Genomic DNA, 16625 nt, shown 5'->3' on the forward strand with positions numbered 1-16625 from the left:
TCTCGATTGTGTTTTGTTTATCCAATATAAAGCTGCAATGCTTGCTTTATCCGCTTGAATATAACATTAGTTGCACAGTTGGGACAGTCGAAGTCGCGTCTTTTTCAGACAATCTTATAGCTCAGGCATAGTGACTTATATTAAGTAAGTATAAGCAGGCGAAGAGATATTGTTTTCAAGGAACACGGTTGCCTCTTCTTGTGGCAGTGGCTTAGAGAAAAAATAGCCTTGAGCAATGTCACATTCTAAGTCTTGTAGATACTGTAACTGCTGTTCAGTTTCAATCCCTTCAGCGACTACCGTCATGCCCATCGCTTTACCCATGGCAATCATGGCACTAACGATGGCCAATTGTTTATTTTCACCAATTTTAGAGATAAAACTGCGATCTATTTTTAAGATATCAATTGGGAAATCAGCTAAATAGGACAGTGATGAGTAGCCCGTACCAAAGTCATCAAGTGAAATATTGATTTTACGTTTTTTTATTTCGTTTAATAGTTCACGTACTGAATCTAGATTTTCGACCAAAGAAGATTCTGTAATTTCCAGTTCCAGACTGGCACCCTCAATTTGATTGGCATCTATCGCTTCATCTAAATCATTTAATAATTGTCCACGGCGCAGTTGCTGTGCAACAATATTGACGGATACACAAATATTTTGATAACCCAAATTATTCCAAAAGCGAATTTGCTGCGCGGTTTTTTGCAGGACAAAACGCCCGATATCGGAAATTAAACTGGTTTGTTCTGCTAAAGGAATAAATAAGCCCGGTGGTATTAAGCCTTTTTCAGGATGATTCCAGCGCACCAAGGCTTCAAAACCGTAAATATTTTTATCACGGAAATTGATCTTCGGTTGGTAATACACCACCAGCTCATTATTTTGAATGGCTTTACGCAAGTCGCGTTCCAAGAAGATCCCTTGCTCTAATAATGCGGTATTTTCATTGGAATAATAACGTGTAGTATTGCCTCCCAAATTTTTAGCTTCGCTCAGCGCTTGTTCTGCACAGTTATTTAGATAATCTAGCTGACGGCCATGCTCAGGATAGAACGCTACACCCATCGATAAGGTGATGACATGTTCTTGGCCAAAAATATTAAATGGAATGCTAAAGGCTTTATTGATGCGTTCACAATGTTCTTGTACTGAAGGGCGGATATGTGAAATTTCATACACAATCGCAAAATCATCGCCATTTAAATGCGCAACAAATAATGCTTCGGCATTGGTTAGACGTAAACGCTGTGCGACTTGGCGTAACAGTTCGTCACCACCATTGTTGCTGAGATATTCATTTAATGGACGGAAACGATCGATGTTTAAACGAATGACAGCCAACTGTTTAATCGAATCTTGCTGCGAAACTAAATATTGATGCAGTTGATAGTTGTAATAAAAACGGTTCGGTAAATCCGTTAAGGTGTCATAGTTTTCTAAATATGATAAGCGTTGTTCTTGCAATTTACGTTCGGTCAGGTCTGAAACGATCCCGATATAATGGGTGACACGGTTTTGATCATCGGTAATGGCATTAATATGCATCCACAGCGTCAGTTCTTTACCTGAAAGAAATTTTTCGTGCAATTCACCATCATATTCACCAATTTTCAGCACTTGTTTAATGATCGAGTAGTGCATACTGCGTTGAATTGATTTGTAATTTGCTGTGATATCAAATAGATGTTTGCCAATAATTTGGTCGTAGTTAAATCCGGTTAATTGTTCGTAAAACGGATTGACTTCGATATAGCACAGTTCTTCATTTAAAATGAAAATTCCTTCAGCGGCTTGTTCGAGTACACTAGCTGCAAGTTTTAAACGTTCTTGTGATGTTCGTTCTTGATGGATATCACGTCGAATACCGACCATGCGCAATGGCTTACGATTATCTGGATCGCGTTGAATGACCCGTCCAATATCATGTACCCAACACCATTTTCCTTGACTGTTTTGAATCCGATAGGTGGCCTCATAACGGTCTTTAAATCCACGTAGATGTTGAATCATCGCTGATTTAAAATGAGGGATATCATCAGGATGGATCACATGTTGTAACTGTTGCTGATGCTCTTTCGAATGTCTAAGGGTTTTTTCTTGCTTATAGTTGGTGACAACGATTTTACGGTCTTTGATATTCCAATCCCAAGGACGTAAACCGGCGATTTCATGCGCAAGGACTAAATTGGCTTGTTGGTTTTCTAAATCTTTATTCATTTGCTCAATGTCGAAGGTCCGCTCTTTAACTTTCTGTTCAAGGATTTGGTTACCCAGTTGTAGCTGTAATTCGATGTCTCGTGATTTGTTGACTTCATCTTGGAGCTGCTGACACAGTTCATCAGTCCATTTGACTTGTTGCTTGGCACTATCGACCAGTAGGTTATTTTTAGCATGTAAGGTCGATACACGACGGTGAATCCGATACGACGTCATGGCGCACATTAGAATCACAATGAGCCCAAAATTAATACTCAGGCTAAATAAGTGATTTGAACCATCTAAGAAAAAGAACTGTGCAATCAGATACGGCACAATAGACGGGATGAAGGCCAAACAAAAATAATTGAGTTTTTGCGTTAAATAGGTCAAACCAAAGGTTTGTGTCACGATCAAGAGTAGGGCGGAGAGCGTTAAGGCCTGAATCGGTTCAAAGCTTTGATTGGTCGCAGGTAAATAGTAAAAAATTAAAAAGATACCGCTCGCAATCAACGTACCAACTGAAAAACACTGAAACTGTAGCCAACGATGCGCAATCATCAGTGAATATTGTTCGGGTTTAAAATAAACGGTGCTCATCAGCCAGCATAAACTGACAAAAACTTCTGTAAAAATAAACCAAATATTGAAATACAAAGATGGCGATTTATAAAAAATTTGATATATCGAAAAAATATATAAGCAAATAATCAGGATACTGACTAAAAAATAGCGGCTATGGCGAATCGTGTTCGCAATTTGAGCAGTATGATTGTACTGCTTGATATATTCATCTTGTTTATACGTCATGAATATAAAAACCCTGCCTTAACTAAATCTAGATCGTTGTATTTGTATTGTTCCTGAGAGTATTTGTTTATTCTTGGTAACAAATCATTTGTTTTTATTGACTCTAGGGTAATTGCGTTACAAATAAAAAGCAATATCAAGGATGCCATCATTGATGCTTTCAGATGAACTATCGAGTAAAAATTAAATAAATTTATAATTTAAAATTGAAAGTGCAACTACAGGTGCAGTTTCTGTGCGAAGGACACGTTCACCGATACACCAGTTCACGAAACCTTTCTCATTTGCTGCGCTGATCTCGGCTTCGCTCAAGCCACCTTCAGGGCCAATCAGTAAGGCAAATTGTGGGTCAGCATCAGCTAATACATCAATTTCATCTTTATTGGGTGCGAGTACCAATTTTGTTGTCGGTAGGTCACTTTCCAACCATTTTTCAAGGGAAAGAGGCGGAAGTACTTTAGGAACAATGTTGAGTCCACACTGTTCGCAAGCAGCAATAGCAATGCCTTGCCAATGGTCAAGTTTCTTTTGATCACGATCGTACTTCAAACGCATCTCACAACGTTCTGAAGTGAGTAGTTGAATTTCAGAAACACCGAGTTCCACCGCTTTTTGAATCGCATAATCCATGCGGTCGCCTTTGCTCATCACTTGACCCAATAGTGCCGTAAAATGTGGTGTGCGATTGCTTGGATTGAATTGCAAAACTTGGACGGCAGCCGACTTTTTAGCGATTTCAACCAATTCAATATGGTATTCGCCACCTTGCCCATTGAACAAAGTGGCTGTTTCGCCCACTTGAGCACGTAAAACTTTTACCCAGTGATGAAACACTGTTTCCGTTAATTCAACAGTCGTACCAACAGTTAAATCAGCTTCAATATAAAAACGTGGCATTAAAGTTTTACTCTCAAAAAGGTCGAAATGTCTTATGCAAGACCGAGGTCTTTCACAAGTTGACGTGTAGGGTCAGTGGTGTTCATGGTGTAGAAGTGCAGGCTTGGCGCACCACCAGCAATCAGGCGTTCGCAAAGTTTTACAATCACTTCATGACCAAAGGCTTTGATTGACGCTGTATCGTCGCCATAAGTCGCAAGCTGTTTGCGAATCCAACGTGGAATTTCTGCACCTGTACCATCAGCAAAGCGAATTAAATTACTTGCATTGGTAATAGGCATGATGCCTGGAGCGACAGGAATGTTCACGCCTTCTTTTTGAATGCGTTCTACAAAGTAGAAGTAGGCATCTGGATTGAAGAAGAACTGTGTGAGTGCTGCGTTAGCGCCCGCATTGGCTTTGTCGCAGAAACGTTTGATGTCGAGATCAAAGCTGTCTGCTTGCGGGTGCATTTCTGGGTATGCTGCAACTTCAATTTTGAAATGATCACCAGTGTGCTCACGGATGAAACGCACAAGATCTGTTGCATAAGGCAATTCGCCCAAGCCCACTTGGCCAGACGGCAAGTCGCCGCGCAGCGCAACAATACGGTCAATGCCTTGCGATTTATACAAATCCAGCAATTCAGCAATACGTTCTTTGCTGTCACCAATACAAGACAGGTGGGGGGCAACCGGTGTGCCTTTACCGTTGAAATCATTCAATGTAGACAAAGTGCGTTCACGGGTAGAACCGCCTGCACCGTATGTTACAGAGAAAAATTCAGGATTTAATAATTGAAGTTCTTGGTGTACAACTTTAAGTTTTTCCGCGCCCGCATCAGTTTTGGTCGGGAAGAACTCAAAGGAAATAGGAATCTGTTTTGACATGTTCAAATCCTTTTTTATAAATACTTTTATTTAAAAAAATCCCCTCATCCTAACCTTCTCCCAGAGGGAGAAGGGACTTCCATTATGAAAGTAATAGTGATTTGGAGTTAACATCAAATTTGCTTTCACAATGAAGAGTTCCCTCTCCTTTTAGGAGAGGGTTAGGGAGAGGTATTTATAAAACTTAGTATTTATAAGCCTCAGCTTTGAACGGGCCTTCAACTTGAACACCGAGGTAATCCGCTTGTTCTTGAGTCAAAGTCGTTAATACGCCACCGAAACCTGCAACCATTGCAGCAGCAACTTCTTCGTCTAATTTCTTAGGAATAAGTTCTACGCGGATCGCAGCTTGTTTTTGATCTTCAGGAAGATCAGCAAATTTTTCAGCGAATAGGTGCATTTGACCCAATACTTGGTTGGCAAAAGAACCATCCATAATACGTGAAGGGTGACCGGTTGCATTACCAAGGTTCACCAAACGGCCTTCTGAAAGAAGAATAAGGTAATCATTTTCATTTTCTGAACGATACACTTGGTGAACTTGTGGCTTAACTTCAACCCACTTATAACCACGTAAGTAATTTGTGTCGATTTCAGTATCGAAATGACCGATGTTACAAACTACAGCGCCAGCTTTTAATGAATCAAGCATTGCAGCGTCACATACGTGGTAGTTACCAGTTGTTGTTACGATCAAGTCAGTATTTTGAAGAAGATCAAGGTTGATGTCTTCTTTCTTACCCGTTTGAATGCCATTTTTATACGGAGCAACAACTTCGAAACCGTCCATGCATGCTTGCATTGCACAGATAGGGTCAACTTCAGTGACACGTACAATCATGCCTTCTTGACGAAGTGATTGAGCAGAACCTTTACCTACGTCACCATAACCGATTACAAGCGCACGACGACCAGATAAAAGCATATCTGTACCACGTTTGATTGCATCGTTAAGTGAGTGACGGCAGCCGTATTTATTGTCATTTTTAGACTTGGTTACAGAGTCATTTACGTTAATCGCTGGAACTTTTAAAGTACCGTCGCGGTGCATTTCGTAAAGACGTTGAACACCTGTAGTGGTTTCTTCAGTAATACCGTGGATTTTTGCAATCACTTCTGGGTATTTTTCGTGAACAAGTGCAGTTAAGTCACCGCCATCGTCCAGAATCATGTTGGCATCCCAAGGTGTACCGTTCACATTGATTTGCTGTTCAAGACACCACATATATTCTTCTTCAGTTTCGCCTTTCCAAGCAAATACAGGAATACCCGCAGCAGCGATTGCAGCAGCAGCGTGGTCTTGAGTAGAGAAGATGTTGCAAGAAGTCCAGCGAACTTCTGCACCTAATTCAACTAGAGTTTCAATTAAAACTGCAGTTTGAATGGTCATGTGGATACAGCCAAGGATTTTCGCGCCAGCAAGCGGTTTAGCCGCTGCATAGCGTTTGCGAAGACCCATTAGGGCTGGCATTTCTGCTTCTGCAAGTTTGATTTCTTTACGGCCGTAGTCAGCTAGTGAAATGTCGGCAACTTTATAATCTGTAAATGAAGCATTAACCGCGTTCATCACGATCTCCTTAATAAAAACAATTGATCATTATGTTCGCGGATGCCGTTGTTGATTGGAGCGAGTGTCCAACCGAATCGTCGAGCCTAGCGATCTTATATTTAGTGCCTATAAGAAAGTCGCAGCATCCCTCGACTAGGGCAGTATTGTACTTGGAAATAGAGTGAGTTCCAATCAAAAATTGGTTAATATGTAGATGAATAATCTGATAATAAAAAGATAATAACGTACATATCATGAATATATTAAAATTTAATATTTTCCTAGTTTTACTCGTATCTTCACAAGCTGTCTCAGCAAGGCGAGGCGACTTTTCACCACAAGATATTTTTTTTCTGCCTTTAATTTTGATTGGGGTTTTATCCTTATTTAAATTTTCAGGCTTTATTGAAAATTATACGAAAGGCTTAAATTTAACCCTTAGAGTAGTCATAAAAGCAGTGAGTTTTATTATTTTGATTGGCATCATTGCCCTTATAATTATCGGGATAGGGCTAATTTCTTAGTATATTCCTGAAAAATGGTCGATGATATTCTAGTGCAATTTTAAATATAAAAAATTGGAAGCTAATAATGAAAAAATTAACTGCATTCATATGCTTGTGTTTTTCAGCACTAACATATGCCAACGATTCAACAGGCTATGTGGCAACAGGCGGTGTGCAGTACCTTAAAAATAAAGACATTCAAATGTTCAGTGAAGACCTGTTTATTAGTAAAAAAATCATCAAGGTCGATTATCAGTTTAAAAATCTGAGCAATAAAGACGTGACTGAAACCATACTCTTTCCACTGCCAAAAGTTGAAAACTTCTTTGAATCTGATTTTGCCAATACTGAAAAATTGCTAAAAAGTTTTAAAGTTCAGGTGAATGGAAAAACGATTCAGCCAGAAATGCATGTGCGCACTTTTATTCAAAAAGATGAAAAAACAGCGCCGATTGATATGACTGAGAGTTTTAAGCAATGCGGATTTACGGAAAAAGACATGTTGAATCCGTGGAGCAGGCAAGATGTTGAATATAAAACTTTTGAGGCAAAGCTTAGAAACTGTAAAAATGCAGCGCTGCAAAAAGTATTGCCCAAAGATTTGAGTGAAGAAATTTCATGGTCATCTCAGGTGATTTATAGCTGGAAGCAAACGTTTAAAGCCAATGCGCTCACACGTGTACAGCATCAATATGCACCGCTAGTGGGTGGGTCTGTGGCTTTATATCCTGATGAATATAATAAAAGTTATTGTATGGATCAAAACTTTAAGGCAGGACTCAGAAAGGCTAAATCACAGCATGCACCATTTCAAGCGCTGGGCTATATCTTAAAAACTGGTGCCAATTGGGCAAAGCCTATTCAAGATTTTAAACTGACTATCGAGCGTGATGCAGGAGAGTTGGTTTCTTTTTGCTGGGCAGGTAAAGTGAAGAAAATCAGCGCTACGCAGTTTCAAATGGTTGAAAAGAATTTTGTGCCCAAACAAGATTTGGACATTATTTTTGTGCATGTGAAATCAGGTCTGGATTAAAACTTGCAGGCAAAACTGCTGCGATTTGTTTATCATCGTCCATAAGCAATTTTGAGTTTTGATATATGTCGATGGAAATACCTGATGAGTTGGCAAATTTAGAAGCCAATGGCGGCATTTATGCAGTGTGGATGTTGCTGCAGCACTTAGGTATAGATGCAGACATTCAGCAGCTCATCGAAGTTTGCGCTTATGAAGCTGGCCATGGCACAACAACCATTGGTTTGGCTGTAGGACTGAAAAAGTTTGGCTTTCTAGTAAAGTTTTACACAGAGCATGATCCTGAGCTGCAAGACAGTGAAAAACGCAGCTATGCAGAAGCGGATCAATTGGAACTGCCTATATTACCTGCAATTGGCTATGCACAAATCCAGCAGGCTTTTGAACAAAATCAGTTTGTGATTGTCTATTACGACACCCTAGAGGGCGTGGGGAATCATTCTTTGGTGTATGAAATTGACGAAGCAGAAATCAGTTTCTTTGACAGTTTTGATGCCATGCCAGCAGACGTATTTGAACAGCAGCGTGGGGCAGAGGGCATTTGCAGACAAGTCATTACGGTGGATGTAAATGACTATGTGGCGAGCTGAGCCATTTTGTTAAAAGCAAAAAGCCCATCATGAGATGGGCTTTATTTTTTAGAAAAGAATTGGATTACTGCTCAGCCACATTGGCTTTTTCATTCCAAAAATCTGCTTTTTCTTCATCGGCGTCGATGCCTAAGCCATTGACATAAATAAAAGCCAAATCACGCATGGCTTGAACTTCGCCCAGTTTGGCAGATTGTTCAACAAGTTCAATGGATTTAGCGACATCTTTTTCCACCACATCGCCGCGACGGTAAAAATTGGCCAATTCTAAAATTGCAGCAGGATGGTCATGTTTTGCCGCTTGTTCTAACCAGCGGTGCGCATGTTCAAAATAGGTTTTAGATTCTTCAGGATCTTCTTCGAGCATATCTTTGGCATAGACTGCATAGCCTTCACCCAGCCAATACATGGCTTCTACATGACCTAACTGAGCTGCTTTGAGTGCCCATTCTTCAGCAAGTTCAACATGCTCATCATTTTCACTTTGCATATAAATTTCAGCCAGTTCAAATTGAGCATCTTTATTGCCTACCATAGCGCGGTTATATAAAGCAGGAGAGATTGAAAGTTCAGACATGTGTAATCCAAAAGAGCAGAATAGGCATAGCCTAATCTGTTGGCATGAAAAAAGCCAATCCGAAGATTGGCTTTCAATGTTTAGAGAATGTTGTCTAAAGAATTAAAATTTCAATAACACTGCTGACAATACAAATACGACAACCAATGCACCAATAATTTTCCAAAAATATTCAGCGATATAACTAATACATAGCCCGACAAATAAAGCCGCAATAGTCAGCGCGCCAAACCAATAACTGATGTTATTGCTCGGCGTTCCAAGAGAGAGGCAAATTATCAAGGCAATAATCAATAGCGCCCAGCCGACTAACGTGGCTAAGCGTGTTTGGCCCACACTTAGTTCTTTGCTGTAGAACTGCTTTTGATGTTTAGACATGCTGCATGCCAAGGCAAAAAAACCTAAGCTACTCAGTGCCCAAATCAGGAGAAAGAACATCATGCTTCAACCTCCTTTGTGCCACGTGCTTTTTTAACAGGCAGCCCTTTATGCTTTTTCACTTTGTAAAATGAATAGGCAAACAAGATAGCCAAAAGCCACATTGCAAGATCAAAGGATGCAATCATCCATTGGCCATTTGCCATGGTATTCCAAAGCGCTTGACCACCAGTCATGAAGTTTACAATTGGCAGTAAAGCAAAAATTGCTGTGGCAAAAGCTAAAAGTTCTAGCCACGCTTGACGATGCGTACGGAACATCGCATAAATAAGCGTTAGTAGCCAAACAATAAAGAAACTACGAATTTCTAATTCCGAACGGTTTTCAAGTTGTGCGGGAATAAAACGGTTGGCATAGAAAAATGCTGCGCAGGCAATCGGCAAACCAATAATCGCTGCAATATTGGTCACTTCAACCGTGCGGTAGCCAAATGATTTAAAGCCTTGTTTTTGCTGTTGCGGCGCACGTTTTACACACCACAGAATGAGACCTGTAGCGACCATCAGTGTGCCTACAATCCCTGAAATAAACAGCAGCCAACGTAGTGCTAAATCTACACCGCGTGCTTCATGCAGCGTAGTCACTACATTGTAAATACCCATAGGTACAGAAGGGTGCTTTAACTTAGCACTTTCGTCAGTTAAGTCTTTACCAGTTACGCCATCAAATTGTTTGCTTGCATAGACATTTCGATACGCGACACTTTCACCATGTAAGGCTCGTAGTTCAATTTTAGCTTGGGCTGTATTCGGTGCAATGATGCTAACGGTACTAATAGGATTAGTTTTCCATTCAGTCTGAACCGCAGTCACGATAGGCGCTAAATTGGTCAACGGCGCAGCAACGACAGGTTGCTCTTCACGTTTAGAGCGACGATCTCCTCGACCTTCACCACGGCCCTCAGCACGATTTTCGCCTTGGTTTTGTGCAGAATTGGCACGGGATTGTTGTGGGCGTTCGCCACGTTCTTCACGTCCTTCAGGTTTATTTTCCTGAACCAAGGCACGATTTTGTTCTTGTAAAAATTGTCCACGGTTTTCATAAATACGCTCAATCCCCCAAGGCATGATCGTAAATAACAACAGCAACAGGCCACTAAAGGTGATCATGATGTGGAAGGGAAGCGCAAATACTGCGGTTGCATTATGTGCATCGAGCCAAGAACGTTGTCCTTTACCTGAACGGAAGGTAAAGAAATCTTTAAAGATTTTTTTATGAGTAATGACACCACTAATGATGGCAACTAACATCAACAGTGTGGCTATCCCGATAAACCATCGTGTCCACATACGTGGCATGCCATATAGTTCGAAATGGAAACGATAGAGAAAATTACCACCACGCGTATCGCGCGGCTCAAGTACTTCACCTGTAGCACTATCAATGTAGATTTGTTTACCACCACGGCGTGCGCGAGGGTCTTCACCTTGTTCACGAACGGTAATTAATGTGGCATTTTGACGCGTATTTGGCAGCAAAATATTCCAAGCACCTGCATTCGGATGATTTTGCTGTAAATAATTCAGTGCGACTTCAGTTTGTTGGACTTGTGAACTGGCTGGAACAGATTGATGCAGCTCAGGTGTCATCCAAACATTGATTTCATTTTTAAAGAAGCTCAGGGTTCCGGTCAGGAAAATAGCATACAGCAACCAACCTAAGATTAGGCTAGCCCATGTATGCAGCCAAGACATGGACTGGCGAGGCCCCTCTACTTTTGCATCAACACGCATTTTAGCTTCCCATCATCATGTAAATGGCATACAAACACACCGCAGGGATCACAATGCCTAAAGTTGCTTTGAGGGTTTTATTCACCATAAAGACCCAAATAAATGCACAGCTCCACAGGATAAATGAAATTAAAGTTGCACTCATGGCTGCACTTCCACGGTCTTCGCTAAATACATCTGCAATTACGATGGCAGATAGCATTGCGACAACATATCCGCCCACTAAAGCGAGGGCAAAGCGATAGAAAATCATCAAGCGATAGGTCAATAGAGAAGGAGTGTCTTTACGCGTTTTAGGCAGCGCAGATTTGAGGGGTGTCACGAGTGCCTCAGGTGGTGAGCTATTCATAAAATACTTAAGCGCTTGGAAATTGTATTAAAGTTAATCTAAATGATAACAATTATTATTAATAATTAGAATAATGTATTCACATAATTATTGATATTTCAGCATGCTGAGTAGAAATTGATTTAAAAAGAGGGGAAATAAAGGCAAAAAAATAGCGACCGAAGTCGCTATTTTAGAATGCAAGAATGCTTAATTGTCTACATTATTGCTCTTGTTGAATGCCTGCAACTAACCAGTCTTGATCAGAACCCGCAGGTTTAACAAAATGCCATACTTCAGCAAAAGGCTGTGGCAGGCTATTTAAGTCTTCACTTACAGTACCTGTAAAACGCACACTTACAACGTATTGACCATTTTCGTTAGCAGAATCGACCACCATAGCATTTAAGTTAGAAAACTCAGCAACGTCTTCATCTTTATTCGCCATAATGTCGTTATACATAGACTGGTAAAGATCAGGCGTTAAGTAACGCTGAATTTCAGAAATGTTGCTTGCCGTATTCATCGATTGAATGTGGTTAAAACGCTGACGTGCAACACGTAAAAATGTTGCTGGCTCTGTACCATCAGGCAATTGATTGCCGCTGTTGGTATAGGCAGCACCAAAAGGCGCGTTCGTTGCAGCAGCTGCACCAAATGGAGCATTTGAAGCTGCTGAATTACCGCCTACAGAATTACCAAAAATATTCGTATTGTCATTGCCTGCACGAGGTGCAGCATTTTGTTGGCCAAACGGTGCATTGTTTGCACCGCTGTTTGGCGCATACGGATTGTTAGTGGTTAGTTTTTTTTTTGCGCCCATCTTACGGAAAATGAAGAAGGCAACAGCAGCGGCAAGTAAAATCCAGATCCAGCCTGGAATACCACCTTTCTCTTCCTGTTGTTGAGCTTGCGCTTCAGAAGCTGCTTGACCGTTATTGTCATCGGCCATCGCATTTGCAGCGACAGCACCAATTGCAGCACCAGCCACACCAGCAGCAACCATTCCGCCCACATTCGAGCCAGATTTTGCTGGAGCGCCAGCAGTTGCAGGCTGTTGAACAGGAGCAGATTGACGAGGTTGCTGATAAGACTGAGTTGGAGCAGCTTGACGGCTCATACCATGGCTTTTACCACCACCGGCACGTTTCGCTTCTGCAATCGGCGCTACCAAAAGGGCTGCTGTTAAAAGAGCAGTCATCAAACCACGCTGTCGAACTTCCATCAAATTTTCCTATATCTATATAAAGTTAAAATAGCCATCTAGTTATGCCGCCATTTGTATTGAATTTCAATAGAACATCGGTAAAAAATTGAAAATTCATTCAAAATAAACTAATCAACGTGACTAAGACTCATCGGTCAGCGTAATTGCCTGACTCAACGCCTCATGTAAACGTGCGACAGAAATAATCTCTACACCTGAAATGGGTTTTTGCGGTGCATTACCACGAGGTAAAATAATGGTTTTAAAACCATGCTTAATGGCTTCTTTGAGTCGTTCCTGTCCATTGGGTACAGGACGGATTTCGCCTGAAAGTCCGACTTCGCCAAATACCGCCAAATGCTGTGGCAGGGCTTTAGCTCTTAAGCTAGAGGCACAGGCTAAAAGTACCGCAAGGTCAGAACCGGTTTCCGTGATTTTTAAGCCACCGACGACATTGACATAGACATCTTGTCCTGCAGTTTGTACGCCACCATGACGGTGCATAACGGCTAAAAGCATGTTTAAACGGTTTTGTTCTAAACCTAAGGCTACGCGCCGCGGTTGTCCATGCGCATCATCCACCAAAGCCTGAACTTCAACTAAAAGTGGACGTGTACCTTCACGGCTAATCATGACAATGGAACCCGGAATGGCTTCATCATAACGACTCAGGAAAATAGCGGATGGGTTTGATACCTCGCGTAGACCTTTATCGGTCATGCCAAATACACCAAGCTCGTTGACTGCACCAAAACGGTTTTTCACCGCACGAATCATACGGAAGCGAGAGTCAGGCTGACCTTCAAAATACAAAACACAATCGACCATGTGCTCAAGCACGCGAGGGCCAGCCAAAGAACCTTCTTTTGTTACGTGACCGACAATAAACAATGCTGTGCCACTATTTTTGGCAAAGCGGGTCAGGAGTGCAGCCGATTCACGAATTTGGGAAACACCCCCCGGCGCAGACTGGAGTGTCTCGGTGTATAAGGTTTGGATCGAATCTAAAATGGCCACGGCAGGGCGTTCATGTGCCAATACTTCACAAATGCGCTCGACACAGGTTTCTGCCATGACTTTGAGTTGATCGGTCTGCAAATCTAGGCGCTGGGCACGTAGAGCAACCTGAGACAAAGATTCCTCACCTGTGACATATAAGGCAGAACTTTTACTCGCCGCCATATAGGTTGCGGTTTGTAGCAAAATAGTGGATTTACCAATGCCGGGGTCACCACCAATCAGCACTACTGAACCTGTGACCAGTCCACCGCCGAGCACACGGTCAAATTCACCAATACCTGTTGCCATTCGAGTTTCATGCGAAACGGAAACTTGATTTAAGGTAGTCACAGCAGCTGCTTGACCTGCATAGCCACCGCCCATTTTAGGCTGCGCACGGTGTGTAACAGCGGGTGCAATATTGACTTCGACTAATGAATTCCATTCACCACATTCGGTACATTGACCGGCCCATTTGGGATGATCAGCACCACATTGTTCACATCGATAGACACTTTTTGCTTTCGCCATAATATTTACTGTGCACAAACTCAAATTGAGTCACAGCATAGCGGTGAATACATCGAAAAACCAAGTTTTTATCGCATGAAATGACTGATGAAGGTCAATTGATGTCGTTTTATTTTCAATAGCTGCACTTTTACATAGTAAGCACTTTATAATAGCGCATTATATTTTTTGAAATGGGTCACCACATGACTGAACTATTACGACATATCGATGCCATCGCACGTGAAAAAAATCGTGATGTGTTATTTGTGCATTTTGAAGAATATGATCATCAACATCCTGAAAAAAATACGGTGCGTAATGATGTTATGCACTGGTTTGACCTGCAAAATATCGACTATTTCCCTTGTATGGGGCTAGAAGGTGAGTCGTTAATCGATAGCTATACAGGTGATTTATACCTTGACGTGCCTTTTGATGAAAGCAGCCCTGCATATAAAACCCTCAGTGAATACCTTGAAGATGAACAAGGGAACATGAAAATTCAGGGGGTATTGTTCTTTTCTTTATCCTTGGAAATTGCCCTAGAAATCGAAGCCGATTTGATGGAAGCCAGTTCTGTAGATTCTGAATATGCTGAAAATGAGTTTGGTGACCAATTTGGTGAAGGCTTTATTGAAGATACTGAATCAGATCCAAAAGATGAAGCAGCCAATGAAAGCAACACGAAAAACGACAAATTTGATGATGGTCAAATTGGCACAATTCAATAAGTAAATATCGATTTTCAGTCCGAATAAAAAAGCCACGTGAATTCACGTGGCTTTTTGTTGAGCAGGATGCAGGTATTAGTACAACTCACCTGATTTACGACGTTCAATAAAATCTTTCGATTCTTTCACAATGATGCCTGAGAGCAATAACAGTGCAATACAGTTTGGTGCAGCCATCAAACCGTTAAAGGTATCGGCAAATAACCAAACGAGATCAAGTGTTACGACACAGCCGACAAAGACTGATGCGATGTAAATTAAGCGATAAATCAGTACTGATTTTTCACCTAAGAGGTAAGTACAGCATTTTTCACCATAATAGCTCCAACCCAGAATGGTTGAATAAGCGAAGAAAATAATACCGAAAGTCACGACCCAACCACCGAAGCCCGGAAGTAGTTTGTCAAAAACACTAATCGTCAGTACGGCACCCGTTTGATCACCAAAGCTTTGTCCTGCCATGATGAAGCCCATGACAAGTACAATACCTGTAATTGAGCAAACAATGATGGTGTCTAAGAACGTACCTGTCATAGAGACAAGACCTTGACGTGCTGGGTGGTCAGTTTTTGCAGCCGCAGCGGCAATGGGTGCTGAGCCCATACCTGCTTCATTAGAGAATACACCACGTGCCACACCATAACGAATCGCAGCACCAATCGCACCACCCGCAGCAGCTTCGCCCGTAAATGCATAGCTAAAGATCATTTTTAGTGCAGGGATCACCAATTCAAGGTTGGTGAAAATAATGATTAAGCCACCCAATACATAACCTACCGCCATAATTGGAACAATAAATGAAGAGGCTTTAGAAATGGATTTGATGCCGCCTAAAATAACGAGTGCAGAGAATATGGTGATAACGATTGCAGTGGTGAGTGTGCTGATCCCTAAGCTGTTTTGCACAGCAAGCGCGACAGTGTTCGACTGTACTGAGCTACCAATACCAAAGGATGCCAAAGTACCAAATAGGGCAAATACCACTGCCAACCATTTCCACTTAGGCCCAAGTCCACGTTCGATGTAATACATCGGACCACCGTTCATTTCGCCATTTTCATTTTTATGACGAAACTTTACAGCGAGTACACCTTCACCATATTTGGTTGCCATACCAAAGAGCGCGGTTATCCACATCCAAAACACTGCGCCCGGACCACCGAGCACACAAGCGGTGGCTACACCGGCAATATTACCTGTACCAATGGTGGCAGAAAGTGCGGTCATAAGTGAGGCGAAATGAGAAATATCGCCATCATGTTGATTGGCTTTAGGATGCTTGCCAAAGACTTGTTTGAATGCGAAAGGCAACATGCGAAATTGCCAGAAAAGTAGTCGGAAGGTGAGGAATACACCTGTTCCGACAATGAGGACCAGCATGTACGGGCCCCAGACCCATCCACTGAGTGTATTCATGAGTGTGTGTAGATCTTGCATAGTATCTTTCTTCTTATCGGTCCTGAGTGAATGCTACATTTTTGATATCTGTAGCAATTGATATGCCATTGTTAGAAACTTCCATGATTTTTGGCATAAATTTTTTATCGTTGGGAAAATATTTTTTGCATAGAATTGAAGTTTTTACAAGTAAATTGTTGTTTTGTTTGTCGCTTTGAATTTGGGATAGAGGTTAAGATTTTTAT

15 protein-coding genes are annotated in these 16625 nt (G+C 41.5%); 4 read left to right on the top strand and 11 right to left on the bottom strand.

Features of this window, described 5'->3' with window-relative positions; all coding sequences use genetic code 11:
* Positions 1–135 precede the first annotated feature (135 nt).
* From FTU12_RS05440 to ahcY, 4 genes are all read right to left on the bottom strand, one after another.
* Positions 136–3012: an EAL domain-containing protein gene (locus FTU12_RS05440; RefSeq protein WP_180113924.1), complete on the bottom strand. Its 2877-nt coding sequence runs from the start codon at positions 3010–3012 to the stop codon at positions 136–138.
* Between the two features lie 183 nt (positions 3013–3195).
* Positions 3196–3909 carry a 16S rRNA (uracil(1498)-N(3))-methyltransferase gene (locus tag FTU12_RS05445; RefSeq protein WP_180034410.1) on the bottom strand — a complete coding sequence of 238 codons (714 nt, stop codon included), beginning with the start codon at positions 3907–3909 and terminating at the stop codon, positions 3196–3198.
* 32 nt (positions 3910–3941) lie between these two features.
* Complete coding sequence (metF, locus tag FTU12_RS05450; protein WP_168378282.1) at positions 3942–4778, bottom strand: methylenetetrahydrofolate reductase [NAD(P)H]; 837 nt, start codon at positions 4776–4778, stop codon at positions 3942–3944.
* A 184-nt stretch (positions 4779–4962) separates the two neighbouring features.
* The gene (gene ahcY / locus FTU12_RS05455; RefSeq protein WP_078192086.1) at positions 4963–6345 is read right to left on the bottom strand and encodes an adenosylhomocysteinase; all 1383 of its coding nucleotides are present in this window, start codon (positions 6343–6345) and stop codon (positions 4963–4965) included.
* 236 nt (positions 6346–6581) lie between these two features.
* On the opposite strand from ahcY, the gene FTU12_RS05460 reads away from it, so the two are divergent.
* The 3 genes from FTU12_RS05460 to FTU12_RS05470 all read left to right on the top strand — a co-directional run bounded on the left by FTU12_RS05460 (position 6582) and on the right by FTU12_RS05470 (position 8456).
* Complete coding sequence (locus FTU12_RS05460; protein WP_180113925.1) at positions 6582–6851, top strand: hypothetical protein; 270 nt, start codon at positions 6582–6584, stop codon at positions 6849–6851.
* A gap of 67 nt (positions 6852–6918) precedes the next feature.
* Entirely contained in the window at positions 6919–7866 is a 948-nt protein-coding gene (locus FTU12_RS05465; RefSeq protein WP_180113926.1) for a DUF4424 family protein, read from the top strand.
* A gap of 65 nt (positions 7867–7931) precedes the next feature.
* Entirely contained in the window at positions 7932–8456 is a 525-nt protein-coding gene (locus FTU12_RS05470; RefSeq protein WP_180113927.1) for a peptidase C39, read from the top strand.
* A gap of 64 nt (positions 8457–8520) precedes the next feature.
* On the opposite strand, the gene FTU12_RS05475 is transcribed toward FTU12_RS05470, so the two are convergent.
* The 6 genes from FTU12_RS05475 to radA all read right to left on the bottom strand — a co-directional run bounded on the left by FTU12_RS05475 (position 8521) and on the right by radA (position 14269).
* The gene (locus FTU12_RS05475) at positions 8521–9033 is read right to left on the bottom strand and encodes a tetratricopeptide repeat protein (RefSeq protein WP_180020727.1); all 513 of its coding nucleotides are present in this window, start codon (positions 9031–9033) and stop codon (positions 8521–8523) included.
* Between the two features lie 102 nt (positions 9034–9135).
* Positions 9136–9474 carry a DUF3325 domain-containing protein gene (locus FTU12_RS05480; RefSeq protein ID WP_180065030.1) on the bottom strand — a complete coding sequence of 113 codons (339 nt, stop codon included), beginning with the start codon at positions 9472–9474 and terminating at the stop codon, positions 9136–9138.
* Positions 9471–11204: a PepSY domain-containing protein gene (locus tag FTU12_RS05485; protein WP_180113928.1), complete on the bottom strand. Its 1734-nt coding sequence runs from the start codon at positions 11202–11204 to the stop codon at positions 9471–9473. The genes FTU12_RS05480 and FTU12_RS05485 overlap by 4 nt, the downstream gene beginning before the upstream one ends.
* A gap of 1 nt (position 11205) precedes the next feature.
* Entirely contained in the window at positions 11206–11553 is a 348-nt protein-coding gene (locus FTU12_RS05490; RefSeq protein WP_180109446.1) for a hypothetical protein, read from the bottom strand.
* A 202-nt stretch (positions 11554–11755) separates the two neighbouring features.
* On the bottom strand, positions 11756–12757 hold the full coding sequence (locus FTU12_RS05495) for a Tim44 domain-containing protein (RefSeq protein WP_180113929.1): 1002 nt from the start codon (positions 12755–12757) through the stop codon (positions 11756–11758).
* Positions 12758–12880: 123 nt separating this feature from the next.
* Positions 12881–14269 (bottom strand): DNA repair protein RadA, encoded by a 1389-nt coding sequence (radA, locus tag FTU12_RS05500; RefSeq protein ID WP_180113930.1) that lies wholly within the window; start codon positions 14267–14269, stop codon positions 12881–12883.
* 185 nt (positions 14270–14454) lie between these two features.
* Between radA and FTU12_RS05505 the strand changes: the two genes are divergently transcribed.
* Positions 14455–14982 (top strand): hypothetical protein, encoded by a 528-nt coding sequence (locus tag FTU12_RS05505; protein ID WP_306670099.1) that lies wholly within the window; start codon positions 14455–14457, stop codon positions 14980–14982.
* A 75-nt stretch (positions 14983–15057) separates the two neighbouring features.
* Here the strand turns inward: FTU12_RS05505 and FTU12_RS05510 are convergent, their stop codons facing one another.
* On the bottom strand, positions 15058–16419 hold the full coding sequence (locus FTU12_RS05510) for a sodium:alanine symporter family protein (protein WP_180113931.1): 1362 nt from the start codon (positions 16417–16419) through the stop codon (positions 15058–15060).
* Positions 16420–16625 lie beyond the last annotated feature (206 nt).

Origin of the sequence: Acinetobacter sp. YH12063 (assembly GCF_013419715.1) — a bacterium.
Taxonomy (GTDB): Bacteria; Pseudomonadota; Gammaproteobacteria; order Pseudomonadales; family Moraxellaceae; genus Acinetobacter; species Acinetobacter amyesii.